Source organism: Winogradskyella sp. J14-2, assembly GCF_001971725.1.
In the GTDB taxonomy this organism is placed as follows: domain Bacteria; phylum Bacteroidota; class Bacteroidia; order Flavobacteriales; family Flavobacteriaceae; genus Winogradskyella.
Genome location: NZ_CP019388.1, coordinates 2,490,736 through 2,510,139, shown reverse-complemented (window position 1 = coordinate 2,510,139; position 19,404 = coordinate 2,490,736). Strand labels below are relative to the sequence as shown.

Here is a 19,404-nt window from a genome sequence, read left to right as displayed (position 1 = left end):
ATTTTTCTTTATGAGAAATTTAACGTTATAGTCAGGCTGTTTCTGTAATTTTACACTCATAATTTATCATCAATCATCATATGAAATCAACTACTCTAAAAGTATTTGTATTTCTTATTTGTATCTTTTTTATTTCATCTTACAACACTGACGGTAATTTAAAAGACCAAACCAATAATACAAATACATTAACTGAATATTTAGGAAAACCAGTTGAAGCAAACTTTAAAGGCTCAGTAGTCAATGACAATAATGAGCCTCTAGACAGTGTCACCGTAACTATTGGAAATCAAACAGTACAAACGGATGCTAAAGGTCATTTTGAAATAAAAAATGCATCTGCTCACGATAATTTTTTGCCAATAGCAGCGCAACGAAAAGGCTATAAAAATGTTATTCTAAACCTAGATCCAAAAAGCAAAGACAAGCATATAGATATAACTCTTAAAAAAGAAGGTACCTCTTGTCTCTTTTGGTTTTGCGAGCATAACCACAATCTATCTACCTCCTCGAATTAGCAAAATAAACTAAGTTTCTACGCAACCCTTTATTGATTTTAAATCAGAAGTCTTTTTTTAACAATTCTACTTTAGTACATAACGAGTACTATGCATTAGCATTTATTAAAATAAAAGCCTTCTCCACTTCGACAAGCTCAGTGACTGGAGAGAAGGCTTTTTTTAATTTTTATATTACAATATTCTACAAAGTATAAGTTAACCTAAAGGTAATAAATCGAGGTTGTATAAACGTTTCAGAACTAAAAACTGAGATATTACCTGCTCCATTATTAATATTAGAATCGATATCTAAAATGTTAGAAGCTCTAAGCGAATATTCCCACTTTGCATCTCTGTCTTTTCTGTAACGTAAAGATGCGTCCCAAGTTTTAAATACTTCTGTTTGTCCAGCATTTTCCTGCTCGTTGTAAGTGAACTCGGTTACAAATGTAAGTGCATCCCAAATGTACGCATCAAACTCTATTGAAGGTGCTCTAGTTATGAACTTGGTAGTATTATTACCTTGATCATTATCGGTTACAGTATATCTATAACGTAATCGTAAGTTTGGTGCCTCTCTAAAATTAGTTCGTAGTTCTGGAGTATAAGTTTGTGTAAACCTTTGATTAAGGGATTGCCTTCCTTGAATAAATTGATTGAGCTTGCTATAATTAAAATTAGCTCCAAGGCGTGCTCTAATTTTACCAAAAGTACGTTCTACGCGTCCAAACAATGAGGCGTTTTCATCTGCAAACTGAGAGTTAAAAAACGTATTTGTGGTGATTACATTTTCAAAATTTGTCAATGATCTTATTTGATCTTCGTTAATACTATATGAAGCTCTTGCAAACACATTGGTATAATTAAACAAATTAAAGCTACTGTAAAACAAAGTGAAATTATGAGATAGTGCGTTTTGCAGCTCGGGATTACCAAATTGTATACTGTTAAAGTTATTGAGCACTAATCCTTTAGCAATATTGGTAACATCCGTAAAGGTATTAGTCATATTGTAATTAAACTGTAGTGCCTCGCTTTTTTTAAACTGAATACGCGCTTCAAAATCTGGCAACACATCAAAGAAGTTATCTTTAAATGTATTACCGTTTTGTGTGTTTTGATTGCTATACGCATGGAAAGATACGCCTGGCGTAAAGGTAAACTTTCCTGTTTTAAATCTGTAATGCACACCTAAATATACATCGCTAAAACGGTACTCAACATCATCATTAAAAGCAGATAAGGTATTATTTTCTAAATCTGTGGCAGTTGGTGTTGGTTCTAAACGTGTACCATCATCTAAGAACTGAAAAATATTAGAATTAAAGTTTTGCTGGCTAAAGATAGTTCCTAAGGTAAGGTTAATGTTACTCTTAGAATTTAGTATGTTATAATAGTCTAATTTAGCGTCTAATTGGTTACTCTTTACGCGTCTTTCTTGATTTAAATCATAATTTATCTGATTTAAATTTAAACCTAAATCTGTTGCGGTATTATCAAAAGCATCATTGTCATCATCTAAAACAGCATTATAAAATGGGTCTTCATCTTTTATTAGGTGCTGTGCTTCAAACGCAAAGATGTTATTTTCGTTTAGTGTGTAATAGTAATTTAAATTCTGGTTAATACTGAAAGGCTTTACTTGATCTAATTGATTAGTATTACCAACCACAGATGAAAATAAATTTTGACGTTCTTGATCGTCTGATGTCCGCGCTAAGACATCATAATCTAACTGATTGTTTACATTGGGCTTATATGAAGCGCTCAATTTGGTAACAAATTGGTTGGTTGCCTCTCTACCAGTAGATATAGTTTCTTCATTAGGTGGTGTAAGAGATTCATCTATCGGTGTGTTAGGGTCGTCTTCTACTTCAATATATTCAACAAAGTTTTCTTCTCGTGTTCTTAAACGGCTACTATTATAAATTAAAAAACCGCTTAGATCTAATGCTTTATTTGGTGAGTAGCTAAAATTTGCTGACGCCAATTTGGTTACTACTTCTTGGGCGTTTGCAATATTAGTGAGGCCTGCTAGGCCATTGTCACCTAGGTTAATGTTTGTACCACTAGTTCTACTCGGCAACCTAAAACCGCCACCAAAACCCCTAATATCTCTATTGGTTAGTGCCACCTCGCCAATATTATTCATATCACCAATAATATTAACACTATATTTTGGGCTGTAATAAAATAGTTTTGGTTGTACGAGGTATAACTCATCATTTGGAGAAGGAGCTGCACCAGCGCCAGCGGTAACATCACCAAACCAGAAGTTCTTTTTGCCTTCTTTTAATTTAATATTTATAGCTACGTTATCTTGATTGTTAGTGACGCTTCTTAATTGACCAACCTCGGCATAATTTCTCAATACTTGTACTTTATCTACTGCATTAGACGGTATATTTTTTGTTGCTAACTTTGTGTCGCCGTCAAAAAAATCCTTGCCTTCAACCATAATTTTAGACACCGTTTTACCCTCTACTTCAATCTGTCCGTCATCATTTATCTCTACACCAGGTAACTTTGCCAATACGTCTTCTAATTTTCGTTCCGTTCCGTTTTTAAAAGAATCTGCGTTATAGATGAGCGTATCTCCTTTTACAGTTACGGGCATTTCATAGGTTAGCTCTACTGCATCTAGTGCATTATCTGGCATTAAGATAAAATCTTTGGTAATATCACTTTCTGTAGTAGTAATGATTTCTTCATAAGATGCCAACCCTATATAACTTACTTGTAATTTGTATTTTCCGTTTTTGCCTAATGACAAGATATACTTACCTTTATCATTGGTAACAGCATAGGATTCTAAACCATTAGTTTCTTGATTGATTGCGATGACATTAGCCAATTCTAATGGTGCGCCAATACTATCTTTTACAACACCCTGCATTTTAATTTGAGCATAAGTGCTGCTAATTGCTACTAAACATAGTAGCATTATAACTTTTTTCATTTATTGATTGTATTAGTTTTTTTAATTTCTTCTGCCTCTATCGCCTCGTCGTCCACCATACATTTCGCGCATTTCTTGCATTTTTTTGGTGATGATATCGTTGTATTGAGCTTTGGTCACCTCATCACCTTTTTCAGGTTTTTCTATGGCTTCCTTTTCTTCAGGATTCATAATTATTTTAGTGCATAGTATTGTAGTTCTGTCTGCATTGATTTCTAAGATTAGACCTGGTAAGCCCCAATAATCGTCTGGGCCTTGGTTAATTGGCACTTGTGGTGTGTACCATGCTACCACTTCAATGGTTTTTGGCACCTCAATCTCGTTCATTGGGTCATCGTCTTTTTTAATAGAGTCGTTCTTCTTTTCACCTTCTTTTCTGTTATTGTCGCTTCTGCGCCTCATACTTCTCCAGTCAAATTCATCTACAGTTTTAGTTGCGGTTGCCTTAAAACAGGTATACTGACCAATTTGTTTAGTTTCGGTGCCCATTTTCCATTCTAGGGATTTTAATTCGTCTTTAATTAAAAATTGCTTACCAAAAAACTCTTGGTCTTGCAATAACTCTTTAGACTTTACATTTTTATATTTTGGGCCGCCTGTAAAACTGCTAGCAAAACCTCCCCATCCTCTACCTGAGCCTGGTGCCTCAAGTTTTTCATCTTCTTTATAGATGGATTCTTCCTTATTAAAGGTTAATATATATTCTTTTTCGAGAAAACTTTTCATACGCTCTTCTATACGTTTCTTCTGTTCTGGTGACATTTCTCGTCCACCCCATTGGTCTAAATCCATTGTGGTCTTGGACATATAATAAGCTTTACCTTGAAAATCTTGTTGAGAAAATGAAATAGCTGAAATACCTATTATGACTAAGAATGTAAGGTTTTGAAGTAATTTTTTCATATTATAATTTAATCTTGATTAACAATTGTAAATGTATTGTTCTAAATATATACTTAGACCTGTTTAGACGCCATTTGTTGAATTTAATTGCGTTAAACTTATGTTAATAAACTAACCTCGTCTTCTGCCCATACGATTGTTACGAAATTCTTTCATCTTATCAACGATGATTTTTTGATACTCTGCTTTTGTGGTTTCCTTACCTTTATCTGGTGCAATAATTTCTAATTTCTCTTTTGGATTTAAAACTATTTTGGTACACAACATTGTGGTATTACCAGCACTTACTTCTAATATTAAACCTGGCAAACCCCAATATTCTAATGGACCATGACTTACTGGAATTTTAGGTGTGTACCATGCTTCTATATCAGTCATTTCTGCGTTAGGCTCATCATTTGCTTTAGGTATAGAATCGTTCTGTTTTTCTGCACGACTATTTTCATTACGCAGTCTGCTCCAGGAAAAATCGTACCAAGCCAATTGGCTTGTAGGGATAGATGCCGTAGCCTTAAAACATACATAATTTCCTATTTGTTTGGTTTCCTTACCTAATTTCCAGCTAATATTTTGTAATTTATCGTTTACCAAAAACTTTTTTCCGTAAAACTCTTGGCTCTGAATTTGAGTGTTGGTTTTAACATTTTTGTATTGTCTACCTGGCGAAAAGTTTTTACCCCAAGAATCTGTGGCACCAGACATTGCATCTAGCTTTTCATCTTCGTAAAACAAAGCTTCTTCTTTGTTAAAAATTAAAATGTATTCTTTTTCCAATCTGTTTTTTAACCTTGCCTCTACCTGCTTTTTTTGTGCTTCGCTAAGTCGGTCTCCCCATCTTCCAAGTTCCATTTTAGATTTAGAGATATAAAATGCCTGTCCTTGAAAATCATCATTCAAAACATCTGATGCAATTTTACGCTCATTTCCTGTAAATTTTAATACGGTTAAAAACAGCAAAAGAAGAAAACTAGTTTTAAAGAATATTGATCTCATGATAAAGGATTTAATTGGTTTTTTGTTTAACGAATATAAAATTTAATAAAACAAAACGAATTTCTTTACCATAAAATTAACATCAACACCTGCTTAGCCACCAATTCTAATTTCTATATGCTCTCCGTTATCTCTCCCCTTTTTTGGCCTAAAACGTTCCATCATTTCCTTAGCTTTTTTCTCCATAATTTCGTCATACTTTTTTTGGCTAACTTCTTTACCTTTATCAGGCTCAATAATTGTTAATTTTTCTTTAGGGTTTAGTACAATTTTACTGCATGCAATGATTAGTTTACCATCATGTACTTCTAAAATTAAACCAGGCAACCCTTGGTAATTATCTGGGCCGTGGTTTACAGGAATTTGTGGTGTATACCACGCTGTAACTGTTCGTTCTTCCATTTCAGGTTCTTTCTCTGTCTCTTCTTCATTTTCACTATTAAAAACTACTCTTGGTTTTTCTACCATCTTAGTGTATGTTGCCTTGAAGCATTGGTATTCACCTATATATTTGGCTTCAGAACCTAGCTTCCATTCAACACCCTTTATACTGTCTTTAACTAAGAATATTTTTCCAAAAGTGTCTTTTTGCTCAACAAAACGCTGAGTTTTAATATTCTTATACAAAATATCTGAGCCTCCTGATCCCATGATTTGAATATTAAACCCAGAACCAACATTTGGTTTGTCTAACACTTCTTCTTGCTTGTAGACCGATTCTTCTTTATTAAAGCTAAGTGTAAACGTTTTTTGAAATTGCTTCTTCATCATTGCTATCATTTTCTGATGCATGTCATCATTCATCTTTGTACTGTCTAGCTTAATATCTACTTGTCGCTGCGTCTTGTATGTTGCAACACCTTGAAAGTCTTGTGCGTTAACAGCCGTAAAAACAGCTGTTAACGCCAAAACTATAACTCTAATAATTGTGGTCATTTTTAATTGATTTTAATTATTGTAATATTTTATAGCTGATGATCTTAGTTTTGAAACTAAAGATAAAAATTCTTCCGGTTCGTTAGAATTACCTTCAATTTTATAGGTCATTGTAGATTTTTTTCCGTTGGATATTTTAGTTCTATTACAAACCAGGCTAAATGAAATTTCTTCATTAGGATCAGACTCCTTCAAAATTTCTTTTATGTCTTCTACTTTAAAAGTTTTTTCAATGTCTTTTGCAGAATCTACAGTAACAACTACTTCTAGATTAGTAATTTTTGTTTGTGATAAATTGGCAATCTTTTCGTTTTGTGGATTCTGACTAAATCCCAATGTTACTAATACTAATGCTAAGCACGTTAATACATTTTTAAACATAACTGTTGTTTTTAATTGATTAATACACCACAAATATCTAGACTTAGTCTTGTTAATTGAGTTAACTAGTGTTAACGTGTGTTAAGCGATTAATACTAACTCGTTTTTTACATTTACTTTTGAAATATGAACGATAAAAGATATAAATTGATTTTGTACACCATTGTGGCGGTAATAACAGTTACAATTGGGATACAGATTTTTTGGAATTACAAAAACTACCAATCTAATAAACAACAACTTATTAATGAAGTTCAGATAAGTTTAGACAAGGCTGTGGACGATTATTATGCTGCTATTGCAGAACGCTCTACAGTTGGAATTTTCCTAGAGGGCGAAAAACAAAAAAACCCTTTAAAAGAGGGAGGAGATATTGAAACATTTTTAAAAAATATCGATAAAGACTCTTTTGGATTTAAACAACTAGACCAGATTGATATTAATGAGATTGAGGGCGTAACTGTACTAACAGGCACCAAGGCAGACTCTATGTCTAAAGTTATAGATGAGCAGATAAAACCATCTAAAGCAGAAGTTTTTAAAAAGAAGTTAGACAGTATTAAGAAGGATAAAAACATTAAAGATATTTCAGAATTTGAAATTCTGACCAAAAAAATCGTTATATCTATAAACAATGATAGCTTGGATCTTCTTGAGTTAGACAGCTTGGTAAACCGAGAATTTCTGAGAAAAAAGCTATACATAGATTATGATTTACATTTTAAAAAAGAGAAAAACAAAGACTCATTACACTACTCAAAAAACAAATTACACACCTCATCAAAATCTACTTTTTTACCAAAAGGAAGTCAACTAGATATTAGTTTTACTAATGAAACTAAACTAGTCTTAAAAAGAAGTTTGGTAGGTATTCTTATTTCGGCATTATTAATTGCTGTTGTAATAAGTAGTCTTTTTTATCTTCTAAAAATTATAAAACACCAAAAACAATTAGCTGAAGTAAAGAACGACCTAATAAGCAATATTACTCACGAGTTTAAAACACCTATTGCTACTATAGGTGTAGCCTTGGAGAGTATTAGCAACTTTAATGCTATTGAAGACAAAGAAAAAACTAAAAACTATGTAAACATGTCTTCTCAGCAACTAGAAAAGCTGAATCTTATGGTTGAAAAATTATTAGAAACTGCCACATTAGACAGTGACAAATTAGAACTCAACAAAGAATCGATAGATATTGTAACGCTTCTCAACGACTTAACCAGACGTTATAAAATTCAGTTTCCTGATAAAGAATTTAACACAAGTCTTAAGGTTGAACACCTAGAAGCAACTATTGATGTGTTTCATTTTGAAAATGCTCTAAATAATATTCTAGATAATGCTGTTAAATATGGAGGTAATATTATTTCTGTGGATTTAATTCCGAAGGAAAAAAGTTTCGAAATTTTAATCTCAGATAATGGCAACACCTTATCTAAAGCTAATAAAGAACGTATTTTTGAAAAATTCTATCGTGTACCTAAAGGTAATACGCACGATGTTAAGGGGTTTGGCATTGGGTTATACTACACCAAATCTATCATTGAAAAACATGGTGGAAGTATTGATACAAACTTAGGTAAAGATTTAACAACCTTTAAAATTACTGTACCAAATGGCTGAAAAAATAAAACTACTTCTTGCTGAAGATGAAGCCGCGTTAGGGCAAATTATAAAGGAAAGTCTAGAAACCAGAGATTTTGAAGTGCTGCTTTGCGATAATGGTGAAAAAGCCTTTGAAAAATACCAGTCTGAGCATCCAGAAATTTTAATTCTCGATGTTATGATGCCAAAAAAGGACGGTTTTACTTTAGCTAAAGACATCAGAGCCATTGACGATGCCATTCCTATTATTTTCCTAACTGCAAAATCGCAAACAGCAGATGTTGTAGAAGGATTTTCTATTGGAGGAAATGACTATCTAAAGAAACCTTTTAGCATGGAAGAGCTCATAGTAAGAATTCATAATCTTCTTAATCGCACTAAAGTCCAAAAAACTTCCGAAAATTTAATCATTGGTAAGTACAACTTTGATTTCCCAAAACAACAACTTTATTTTGAAAACGATGAAGCTATACAACTTACACACAGAGAAGCGCATTTATTGTTTCATCTTATAAAAAACAAAAACAAAGTTTTAGACCGTTCACTTATTTTAAATAAGCTTTGGGGAACAGATGATTTTTTCTCAGCCAGAAGTATGGATGTTTTCATCACCAAGCTCCGAAAAAAACTCAAAAAAGACGAAAACTTGCAAATTATAAATGTTCGCGGATTTGGTTATAAACTTACGGATTAAAGTCTTTTCTCTTTTTAGTTTTGTTATATAGATTTCAGCATCTCGACTAATTCTTAAGCTTATATTTTAAAAAGATTCTGAAAGTAGTTCAGAATAATACAATCATTGGAGCAATTTTTGTATTTTTCTATTTTATATGAAGCATTTAATTTATTTTCTATTTCTACTCAGTCTTCCGCTCTGCGCTCAAGATAATGTACAAATGCAGATTAAAGATTCAACCAAAATCAAGGCGAAATCTATTTTTGGAATAGACACTTTCAGTACTTTATATTACGCTTCTAACGACAACACCTTTAACAAAAAAACAAAGGATACTACCATAACGTATGCTAATTTTCAACTAGGTGAAATCACAACAGCAAATTCTTTTAATCCACTAAAAATCAATCTTTTTTATAAAGACTTTAATACTGTTGTTATTTTAGATAATCGGTTGGCAGAAGTTTTTAAAATAGATTTTAATACACTTCAAAATTACAAGAATGTTAGCTTTGTTTCTACAGGCTACGATAATACACTTTGGATTTTTAATCAAGATCTACAACAATTAGAATTGTACGATTACAAAGCCGACAAAATCAAACAAAAAACGGTTCCTGTACAATCTGAAGTTTTGGATTTAAAGAGTGACTATAACAACTGTTACATGCTCACCGAAAAATATCTTTATATCTACAATTATTTTGGAAGCCTCATTGCCAAATATCCAAATATTGGCTATAAGAGTATGGCATTTAGTAAGGCACATTTAGTTTTAAAAAAAGAAAATAAGCTCTTTTTACTGTCTAAAAATAGTGATGAAATAAAGCCAATTAAGCATCCAAATTTGTTAATAAGTCAGTTTTTGGTAACCAACGAAACCTTGTATATTTACCACGACGAAACTCTACGTCAATACCAACTAAAATTACAATAAATTATGCATTTTGCTATTGCTGGAAATATAGGAGCAGGGAAGACGACGTTGACTAAATTGTTAGCTAAACATTACAAGTGGGAGGCTCAACTAGAAGATGTTGTAGACAATCCATACTTAGACGATTTTTACAATCAAATGGAACGTTGGAGCTTCAATCTACAGGTATATTTTCTAAACAGTAGATTTCGTCAAATTAACCAAATTCACAATAGCGGTAAGGACATTATCCAAGATAGAACTATCTATGAAGATGCTCATATTTTTGCACCAAACTTGCACGCTATGGGCCTAATGACCAATCGCGATTTTGAAAATTATTCTTCTCTATTTGAATTGATGGAATCTTTTGTGAAAGGACCAGACTTATTGATCTATTTAAGAAGTTCTATTCCTAATCTGGTGGCACAAATCCATAAACGTGGTCGTGATTATGAAAACACTATTAGTATTGATTATTTGAGCCGTTTAAATGAACGCTACGAAGCTTGGATTACCAAATACGATAAGGGTAACTTGTTAATTATAGATGTAGACAATCTAGATTTTGTTGCCAATCCTGAAGATTTAGGTGGCATTATCAATAAAATAGACGCAGAAATTAACGGTTTATTTTAAGCTATAAAGCCATATGCTTTGGCATGCTCAATGGCTTGAGCACTACTTTCTACCAATAAAACTTTTGTGGTTTTATAATTCTCAAAAAGTGCTTTTACTCTAAGCATTCTCTTTTTATGCTTTACACTTCGCAGATATATCGCCAAAATTCTTTCAGGAAATTCTTCTGCTATTTCCATATAAATATCAGGATCGTGTTCACCACTATCACCTATTAAAATAAAAGGTAAACTAGGATAAGTATTTAATAAATTCAGAATTTCTCTTTGCTTTTGTGGTTTTTGATTCTGAGGTTGCTTTCGTAGTAGATTGCTAAAATTCCTTAATAGGATTGGCCCTTTTGGAAAGTTGTGCTGTCTCAAAAACAAGTCTAAATAGCGATATAAATTCCATGGACTATGGCTAACATAAAATATTGGATTGGTGTTTTTACCAGATGCACCTCTATGTAATCTATGATAAAAATCTGCAGCACCTTCTAAGGGAATTCGATTTTTTGCGTGTTTAAATACTGAGTTATAAATAACTTTCCATTTTAAAGCACTAACTACACCAGTATGTAAAATAGTATCATCTATATCGCTAGCTACACCAAATTGAGCTTTGGTTGAAGGGATTAATATTTCACCAGGAAACCTGTTGTCGTTCTGTATGGTTCGGTTAATCCTGGCATCATCATAAGATAATTCAAAAGGCAACCAACCTTCGTCATTGGTGAGTTTTGATAGTTCTGCTAAATTGGCTTCAACTTTATAATAACCATCCCTATCTGTTTGTGCTTTTAAAATATCTCCATTCGGCAATTTTATATTTATGCCCACATTTTTAATTTCGTCTGTTTCAAAACGTTTCCAAGTATTTACAATAAGGTGCCAAGTATTCTGATTTTCAAGATCTATAGACTCATCTTCTAATGCTCTTCCACGAGCATAAAAATGGGTGTCTGTACCATAGCCTTGAAAAGCAATAATCTGAAGCGGATCTTTTTTAAACATCAAATAATCTTAATATGTAAAAATAAAAAAGCCTCATCAATTGATGAGGCTTAAGCTTATAAATTATCAATCTATTTTACCAAAATCTTTTTAGATAAACCTTTAGAGTTATTCATCATATACATTCCTGGTGCTAAACCCTCAACACTTATAATATTTGTGTTTTTTACCTGTCTCACTAGACGACCTGAAAGATCATAAAGCTTGTAATCATCCTCTTTACTTAGATTTACGATTGTACTTGCAGGATTAGGAAACATACTAAAGTTATTGTTATAATTATATGTTTCTAAACCTAAGGTTACGTTATCCAAAGAGTAAATTGATAAGGTAGCACTTACCTCATTAGATACTACAAGAAGTGCAGTTTCTGTTGGGCTATCATTTTCGTTTATAAACACAATGCCTTCAGGGCCTAAATCACCACTTTCTGATCCACCAGCTACAGCATCTCTGTTATTTAAATACTGAAGAAAAACAGGTACAGATGGTACTGTGACATCGTAAATCATAACACCACCTATACGCTCTAACAACACAAAAGCGTAAAAACTCCCATCGATTTCCTCAACAATTACACCTTCAGGCTCAGGACCTTTGTTATCACTTCGGTTTTTAAAGCCATTATTACTATTACTAGCATTAAAAATAGCACCATAAGTTGGGTGTGCTGCTGTTATAACTTCAAAATCATTGCCACTATCAGATACAATATCACCAGTAGCTGCATTGAATATACTGAAAGAACGGCCACCATAAACATGAATTTCCTCAAACTCAGCATCGCCATCTGTATTACCTGATGCATTTGAAATATTAATATCACCAAGATTAGTTTCCAAAGCCAAAATAGCTGCATCACTAAACACCGCAGGATCTAAAATATAATCACTATCGTCAAGTTTGCGTTCTTCTTCAAAGGTAGCATACTCCCTAGCGTCACCTTCATTAGCCGTTATGATATAGCCTGTACCTCCAACATTGAAATAATCTATCGCATCTGGCATATACATTCCGAAGATTGGCCAAGAGGCATCAAAAATAAAATCGGTTTCATCACTGGTATCTAAGGAGTTTCTTGATAGACTATGGTCTTTCAAACCAAAAGAAGATAAGCTAACTACCGTATTTGTAGTTAAATCTACAGTTGCCATCGCGTTATTTTCTTGTAGCGCTACATAAGCCATCATGTTATCATCTGAAACTGTGATGTATTCTGGTTCCAAATCCTGAGATACAGTGGCGCCAGGTCCAAATATTCTAACACCATCTGCCAATAATGTTGCTAATTGCGAATCGAAAGCATTGAAATTTATATTTGTCACTGCAATTTGATTAATACCTGCCAAACCACCAGTAACGTCTATAACAGAAATACTGCCTTCTGGATCTATCGAATAATCATCATTTGGCTCACCTTCGTTTGCTGATAGCAATTTAGTACCATCTGGTGTAAAGGTGATCATATCAGGCAAACTTCCAACAGTCACAGTAACCGAGTTGTTACCATCAATATCTGAAAATATTACAAATCCAGGATCAGTAGCAGGATCGGCAGCCACAGCAGCAGCCAATATACCACTACTTACTGCAACACTCTGAACCCCATCTGTATTTGGTGGAAGACTAATTGAATTAATTGCCGTTATATTGCTTGGGTCTGAAAAATCCAAGATTTCTATACTAGAGTCGTTAGTAACAAATAGACGCTGAGAAGCAGGATCATAAGCTGTAATTTCAGCTGTTCCACTCGGATCTACAGTATAACTAGCTAAGTAATTAGCATCCAAAGCGGTTGTATCTTCTAAAGGTACCGCAGTATCATCGTCTAGAATATAGACCGAAAATAGCGATTCACTTCCTAAAGAGGCATCTGTAGGGTTCTGAAGACCAAGCACAAAATACAGATCGCTACCATCATCTGTATTATCTATTATAGGAATGGTAACGGTTTGGTCGTCTGTAATTCCCATCGGAAATGTTAGGGTTTGTGGTGCAGATAAATTAAAGTCTGTACCTTCTGTAGCAGTCCCACCAGCCATAAGAGCTACTTCAACAGTAACATCAGTTGTAGGTGCTTCAGAAATAGAAACGGTAATAACGATGTTACCAGCATTTTCTGCCACTGAGGCAAACACTTCAGAAAACTCTAATTCTACTGGTGTGCCAGTAGCTAAAGCATTACCTGGAGAGCCAATATTAGGTGTATCCATTAAATCACCGCCAAGCGCATTAGTTGCTACAGCGTTATTGGCATTACCAATGGTACTAAAAGCAGCCAATTCTACATCATAAGATTGTCCGTCATTGGCAGCAGTATCTGGATAAGACGCTGTAGCCAACGGTACCGAAAGCGTGGGATCACCAGACCAAATATTTACAGCATCACCTCCTCCGCCAAGGCCAGCACCATCAGTAAAACCAATAGCAACACCAGATAAATCCAAGACTTCACTCCAAATGTTTATAAACGTACTGACTTCAGCTCCTGCATTGTCTGTAACTAATACAATAGCGTAACCACCAGCAGGAATACTAGAAATCCCTTGAATAAGGTCTGCTGTCGTAGCATCTGCCGACTCGTCATCATAAAATAAATCATCATTGACGCCTGATGTCCATGCTACTGCACCATCATTTCTAATTTCGAACCAGTCTGCTGTGAGGTCATCACCTTCTTGACCTGGAAATATTTCAGTGATTGTAAAGACAGGATCGGCAGGTAGTACATTTCCTGGAGAAGCAATATTTGGAACATCATTAGCGCTTCCGCCTAAAGCCTGTGTAACAGTTGCGTTGCTCGCATTTCCTACTATACTAAAAGCAGCCAGCTCTAAGTCATATGATTGCCCATCGTTTGCAGAAGTATCTGGGTAAGACGCGATAGCAACAGGTGATGTTGTTAACGGATCACCAAGCCAAAGTGTAACAGCATCTCCACCACCACCTAGGCCAGAACCATCAGTGAAACCTATTTCAATACCTGTAAGATCGACAACTTCTGACCAAACGGTTGAAAAGTTAGCTACCTGGCCAGTAGCGTTATCGGTTATTAAAACAATAACGCGTTCGCCTGGTTGGATATCCGTAATGCCTTGTATTAAATCAGCTGTTGTTACATCGGCAGACTCATCGTCATAGAATAAATCAGGATCAGTACCAGATACCCAAGCCGCACTGCCTGTGTTGTGAATCTCAAACCAGTCTTCGGTTAAATCGGTTCCTGATTGTCCTGAAAAAATTTCTGTAACCTCTAAATTTGGCTGTGCAATGACAATCCTAGTATCAAGATCCGCACTTGTCTCCGCGAGGTCGTATGCAGAAGTATTATCTGGGTGAAAGGTGGACATAAACTCTGCGACAGCATCTTGCTCGCCACCCGTATAACTAAACGTACCGTTGAAACCTGGATCGTTGGCTAAGTCTGCATCTGGAAAATCTACCGTTTCACCAAAACCCGTACCGCTGTAGTAGTTGATTCTGTTTGGCGCACTCAACGCAGCAAATGGATAGCTGTCGCCGCCATTAGCCAAAAAGTTTAAGGTCACCATATTAAAAGTTGTTCCTGTTGGTGCAACGTTTATTCCGTTTTCGACGACAACAACATCGTTCATTGGGTTAGTATCTCCTCTATCAACCATCAAACTCACTAGCCTGTTACCAGCGGGCTGGTTAGGATTGTAAACTAAGCTCATACCACCAACTTGCGGAAAACGTCCTGGCGTAGCACCTGGAGCCACTTGAGCTAGACCATGCTCAATTATATCAACAAGTTCATCTGCTGTTAAAGTTAGTCTTACAAGTCCATTATCAAAACGAAGTGTCGCTCTCAGGTGGCCTTCGGAAACGCCATTGTTAGCTGGAGGTGAAAAAACAATATCATTAGGATCATTAGAACCTGCAGGAAGCAGAGCAGAACCGATTTCGGTTCTTAAGCCACCACCATTTTTGAGTGAAACATCTACCGGAGCATCTGTTAAGGGATTAAGTAGGTTGGCATACCACAAATTAGCATCTGCAGTAAGATTACCTAAATTAGTTTCTTGCGTTCTTACTTGAGATCGTCTGCCATCGAGATATACGCTAGAATATCCAACAATATTGTTGTACTGCGCACTGATGACGCCTTGTACCGCATCTCTCAGTGCAACAACCGTAGGATTTGGGGTTGCACCTATTGCATTTATGAAAGACTCGTTAGCTGGGTAAGCACCATTTAGTGTGTTATCTAGTGCGGTGATATCTATTACTCCATTAATATCAAATTCAACAACGAGTCGTCCTAAATATTTATAATCTCCGTCAACATTGACAACCAAAACAGGATTACCTGATGCATCACTGGTTTGAAACGGATAAGGCTCGCTAAATGCGTTGTCTGTAACTAAAGTATTACTAAATAAAGTATCGTTGCTATCACCCATACGTGTGTTAGAGCCACCAGCCACAATAACATCTACTCCATCTAAAAGTGTAGCTAATTGCTTTTCAATACTTATGGACTGCATATGTGCTAAAAGAATAATTTTGTTTACTCCGAGAGCTTCAAGGGCATCCACACTAATTTGAATCTCCGCAGCTAATTGTGCTACACTTGAGCCTGTCATGGGTGATATAGTTAAACTACCAAGCGAGGTAATATCTGGAAAGCTAGGCGCGACTGCACCTACAATACCGATAGTCTCTCCATTTACAGTTGCTAGGGCATATTTGGCCACTTGACTACTAAGATTGGAAATATTTTCACCATCGGTACCTATAACACCAGAAAAATCTCCATCTGCAAAAAAATCAATATTGGATGCCAACCAAGGAAAAGTAGATCCTGGAAAGGTTACTCCATTGGAGGACTCGCTACTAAACGCAGCATCAAAAAGTTCGCCAGGGCCTTGATCGAATTCGTGATTTCCGAAGGCAGATGCATCTACACCAAAAGCATTGGCAAAAGCAATGTCTAAATGACCAGGCTCATTGCTACCAGATAGTGAGCGAACAGCTGTGTTTTCTGCAGCATAAAAACGCGGTCCTGGTATAATGAGGTCTCCAGAGGTAACAGTTAGTGTATTACTGCCATAGTTCGGATCGTTTTGAAAGTAGTTGATAAGTGCCGAGAACTCATCTACGGCATCAAGGGCACTTTCCTCATTACCGTCAACATCTGAATAATGTAATAGCTGTAATTCGAAATTCTGTGCAACCGAAACTGCACTAGAAACTAGCAACAAAATAAGGGTGAAACCCTTGATTTTTGAGAGGGTATTTTTTTTCATAAAGCTGGATTAATTTAATTTAAGTAAAATTACTATTCAATTAATCTCAGCTTGTTAGATAGAGGTTACTATATTGTAAAACAAAAAGCACCTGAATAGGTGCTTTTTAAAATTAATTTTAACTAAAGTTTACTCTTTGGTTATGTTAATGTTTTCAATTACTTTTTCTATGTCACCAGCTTCATTTTTAACTGTTGCTTCAAAAGCATCTAGTTCTTTTTTTACTTCGGCTTCTGAGCCTTCAAAAGTGATAACTTCAGAAACCTTTTCACCATTTTTAATCGTAGAATAGTTTACTGTAGCTTTAGCCATGTCTTTAGACGCAACCGTCATTTCTATTGAGACTTCATCTTCATTATTAGCTAAACCTTCTTCAGAAGTATGACCTCCTAAAATTGGAGCAATTACTAAACCTACTAAACACGTTAATTTAATTAAAATGTTCATTGAAGGTCCGGAAGTGTCCTTAAAAGGATCACCAACAGTATCACCAGTTACAGCAGCCTTATGAGCATCAGATCCTTTGTATGTCATCTGACCATTTATTTCTACACCTGCTTCAAAAGATTTTTTAGCATTATCCCAAGCACCACCTGCATTGTTTTGAAAGATTGCCCACATTACACCACTTACACAAACACCTGCCATATAACCGCCTAATGGTTCTGCACCGAAAACTAAACCAATGATTACTGGAGTTATTATAGTGATAAGACCTGGTAATAACATTTCTTTTAATGCAGCTTTTGTAGAAATATCTACACACTTCGCATATTCTGGTGTACCAGTTCCTTCCATAATACCAGGAATTTCTTTAAACTGACGACGTACCTCTTGCACCATTTCCATTGCAGCTTTACCTACAGATTGCATTGCTAAAGCGGAGAAAATTACCGGAATCATCCCACCAACAAATAACATTGCCAACACATCAGCCTTGAAAATATTAATACCATCAATACCTGTAAACGTAACATAAGCAGCAAACAATGCTAAAGCTGTTAACGCTGCAGAAGCGATAGCAAAACCTTTACCTACAGCAGCAGTTGTATTACCAACAGAGTCTAAAATATCTGTACGCTCACGAACGTGAGGTTCTAATTCGCTCATCTCTGCTACACCTCCTGCATTATCTGCAATAGGCCCGAAAGCATCAATAGCTAATTGCATTGCCGTTGTTGCCATCATTGCTGAAGCTGCTAGAGCAACACCATAAAAACCTGCTAATGCATAAGACCCATAAATTGCAGCAGCAAATAATATTACTGATAAAAATGTAGATTTCATACCTACGGCTAAACCTGCAATGATATTTGTTGCAGCACCAGTAGAACTGTTTTTTACGATATCTAAAACTGGTTTTTTACCTAATGACGTGTAGTATGCCGTAACCATAGAGATTAAAGCTCCAACCGCTAAACCAATCATGGCTGCATAAAATACATGACGCGATGGAATAGCTTTAGCTCCTTCACCAAAGAAATTCATGGTCATAGTTTCTGGTAACATCCAACGGATTAGGAACCAACTTGCCACAAGTGTTATTATTATAGACACCCAGTTACCCATATCTAGTGCTTTTTGCACTTGAGCTTCTTTAGCATCGTTAGAAGAAATTCTTACTAAGAAAGTTCCTATGATAGACGCCAACACACCAACACCAGCTATTACCAATGGTAGTAAGATTGGTCCCATATTGTTGAATGCATCTGTAAACTGTGTTGTAGCAGACATGTCTTTGATTACATAATTACCAAGTACCATAGCTGCTAATACTGTAGCAACGTAAGAACCAAATAAATCAGCTCCCATACCAGCAACATCACCAACATTATCACCAACGTTATCTGCAATAGTAGCTGGGTTACGAGGATCATCTTCTGGGATACCAGCCTCTACTTTACCTACTAAGTCAGCACCAACATCTGCGGCTTTGGTATAAATACCTCCACCAACTCTAGCAAATAATGCAATAGATTCAGCTCCTAATGAGAAACCAGCTAAGGTTTCTAAAACAACTGTCATTTCGTTATAGAAATTTCCACCTTCAGTCATAAATTGACCTAAGAAGATAAAGAATAATAAACTTAAACCTAAAACTGCTAGGCCAGCTACACCAAGTCCCATTACTGTACCACCACCAAAAGATACTTTTAAAGCATGTGGCAAACTTGTTTTTGCTGCCTCTGCTGTACGTGCATTTGCTTCTGTAGCAATACGCATACCTACGTTACCAGCCAGTGCAGAAAAAACAGCACCTATAATAAAAGCAGGAATAATCATTACGCTTGTTGTATCTACAACTTGAGATATTCCAAATAGCGCAGCTGATGCTATGATTACAAACACCAGCAACAAACGATACTCAGCACCTAAAAAGGCAAGAGCGCCTTCTTTAATTGCTTTAGATATGTTTTGCATTTTTTCATTTCCTGCATTTTGCTTTTTTACCCATGACATTTTTATAAACATAAATAGCAATCCTAAGATTGCTAATGCCATTGGTACAAAAATCATATTTGATTCCATAAATATTTATTGAGATTAGTTATTTGCTTTTAAACTGGGCAAAAGTAGTAAATTAATGTTAATAGAAAAACCCTTTTAGCGTCAATGTAAAAGGGCTTG

At 35.3% G+C, this 19,404-nt stretch carries 13 protein-coding genes; 5 read left to right on the top strand and 8 right to left on the bottom strand.

Translation table 11 applies throughout. From position 1 onward, the window contains the following. Positions 1–80 precede the first annotated feature (80 nt). The gene (locus BWZ20_RS11235) at positions 81–518 is read left to right on the top strand and encodes a carboxypeptidase-like regulatory domain-containing protein (RefSeq protein ID WP_076620061.1); all 438 of its coding nucleotides are present in this window, start codon (positions 81–83) and stop codon (positions 516–518) included. Between the two features lie 184 nt (positions 519–702). On the opposite strand, the gene BWZ20_RS11230 is transcribed toward BWZ20_RS11235, so the two are convergent. The 5 genes from BWZ20_RS11230 to BWZ20_RS11210 all read right to left on the bottom strand — a co-directional run bounded on the left by BWZ20_RS11230 (position 703) and on the right by BWZ20_RS11210 (position 6,672). Then, a complete protein-coding gene (locus tag BWZ20_RS11230; protein ID WP_076620059.1) occupies positions 703–3,459 on the bottom strand; it encodes a TonB-dependent receptor in 2,757 nt (918 codons plus the stop codon). A gap of 21 nt (positions 3,460–3,480) precedes the next feature. Further along, positions 3,481–4,362 (bottom strand): GLPGLI family protein, encoded by an 882-nt coding sequence (locus tag BWZ20_RS11225; protein ID WP_076620057.1) that lies wholly within the window; start codon positions 4,360–4,362, stop codon positions 3,481–3,483. Between the two features lie 111 nt (positions 4,363–4,473). After that, on the bottom strand, positions 4,474–5,355 hold the full coding sequence (locus tag BWZ20_RS11220) for a GLPGLI family protein (protein ID WP_076620055.1): 882 nt from the start codon (positions 5,353–5,355) through the stop codon (positions 4,474–4,476). A 93-nt stretch (positions 5,356–5,448) separates the two neighbouring features. After that, a complete protein-coding gene (locus tag BWZ20_RS11215) occupies positions 5,449–6,291 on the bottom strand; it encodes a GLPGLI family protein (RefSeq protein ID WP_076620053.1) in 843 nt (280 codons plus the stop codon). Between the two features lie 12 nt (positions 6,292–6,303). After that, positions 6,304–6,672 (bottom strand): hypothetical protein, encoded by a 369-nt coding sequence (locus BWZ20_RS11210; RefSeq protein ID WP_076620051.1) that lies wholly within the window; start codon positions 6,670–6,672, stop codon positions 6,304–6,306. Positions 6,673–6,798: 126 nt separating this feature from the next. Here BWZ20_RS11210 and BWZ20_RS11205 point away from each other — a divergent pair, with 126 nt between their 5' ends. The 4 genes from BWZ20_RS11205 (at position 6,799) to BWZ20_RS11190 (ending at position 10,511) form a co-directional block, all read left to right on the top strand. Beyond that, the gene (locus BWZ20_RS11205) at positions 6,799–8,298 is read left to right on the top strand and encodes a sensor histidine kinase (protein WP_076620048.1); all 1,500 of its coding nucleotides are present in this window, start codon (positions 6,799–6,801) and stop codon (positions 8,296–8,298) included. Then, complete coding sequence (locus tag BWZ20_RS11200) at positions 8,291–8,974, top strand: response regulator transcription factor (RefSeq protein WP_076620046.1); 684 nt, start codon at positions 8,291–8,293, stop codon at positions 8,972–8,974. The genes BWZ20_RS11205 and BWZ20_RS11200 overlap by 8 nt, the downstream gene beginning before the upstream one ends. A 202-nt stretch (positions 8,975–9,176) precedes the next feature. Then, complete coding sequence (locus tag BWZ20_RS11195) at positions 9,177–9,893, top strand: hypothetical protein (protein WP_232217101.1); 717 nt, start codon at positions 9,177–9,179, stop codon at positions 9,891–9,893. Positions 9,894–9,896: 3 nt separating this feature from the next. Beyond that, positions 9,897–10,511 carry a deoxynucleoside kinase gene (locus BWZ20_RS11190; RefSeq protein ID WP_076620042.1) on the top strand — a complete coding sequence of 205 codons (615 nt, stop codon included), beginning with the start codon at positions 9,897–9,899 and terminating at the stop codon, positions 10,509–10,511. Here the strand turns inward: BWZ20_RS11190 and BWZ20_RS11185 are convergent. From BWZ20_RS11185 to BWZ20_RS11175, 3 genes are all read right to left on the bottom strand, one after another. Further along, entirely contained in the window at positions 10,508–11,506 is a 999-nt protein-coding gene (locus BWZ20_RS11185; protein WP_076620040.1) for an App1 family protein, read from the bottom strand. The two genes, BWZ20_RS11190 and BWZ20_RS11185, sit on opposite strands and share 4 nt — an antisense overlap. A gap of 71 nt (positions 11,507–11,577) precedes the next feature. Further along, positions 11,578–16,776, bottom strand: coding sequence for a choice-of-anchor I family protein (locus tag BWZ20_RS11180; RefSeq protein ID WP_076620038.1), 5,199 nt, complete (start codon positions 16,774–16,776; stop codon positions 11,578–11,580). A gap of 129 nt (positions 16,777–16,905) precedes the next feature. Further along, positions 16,906–19,305 carry a sodium-translocating pyrophosphatase gene (locus BWZ20_RS11175; RefSeq protein WP_076620036.1) on the bottom strand — a complete coding sequence of 800 codons (2,400 nt, stop codon included), beginning with the start codon at positions 19,303–19,305 and terminating at the stop codon, positions 16,906–16,908. Positions 19,306–19,404 lie beyond the last annotated feature (99 nt).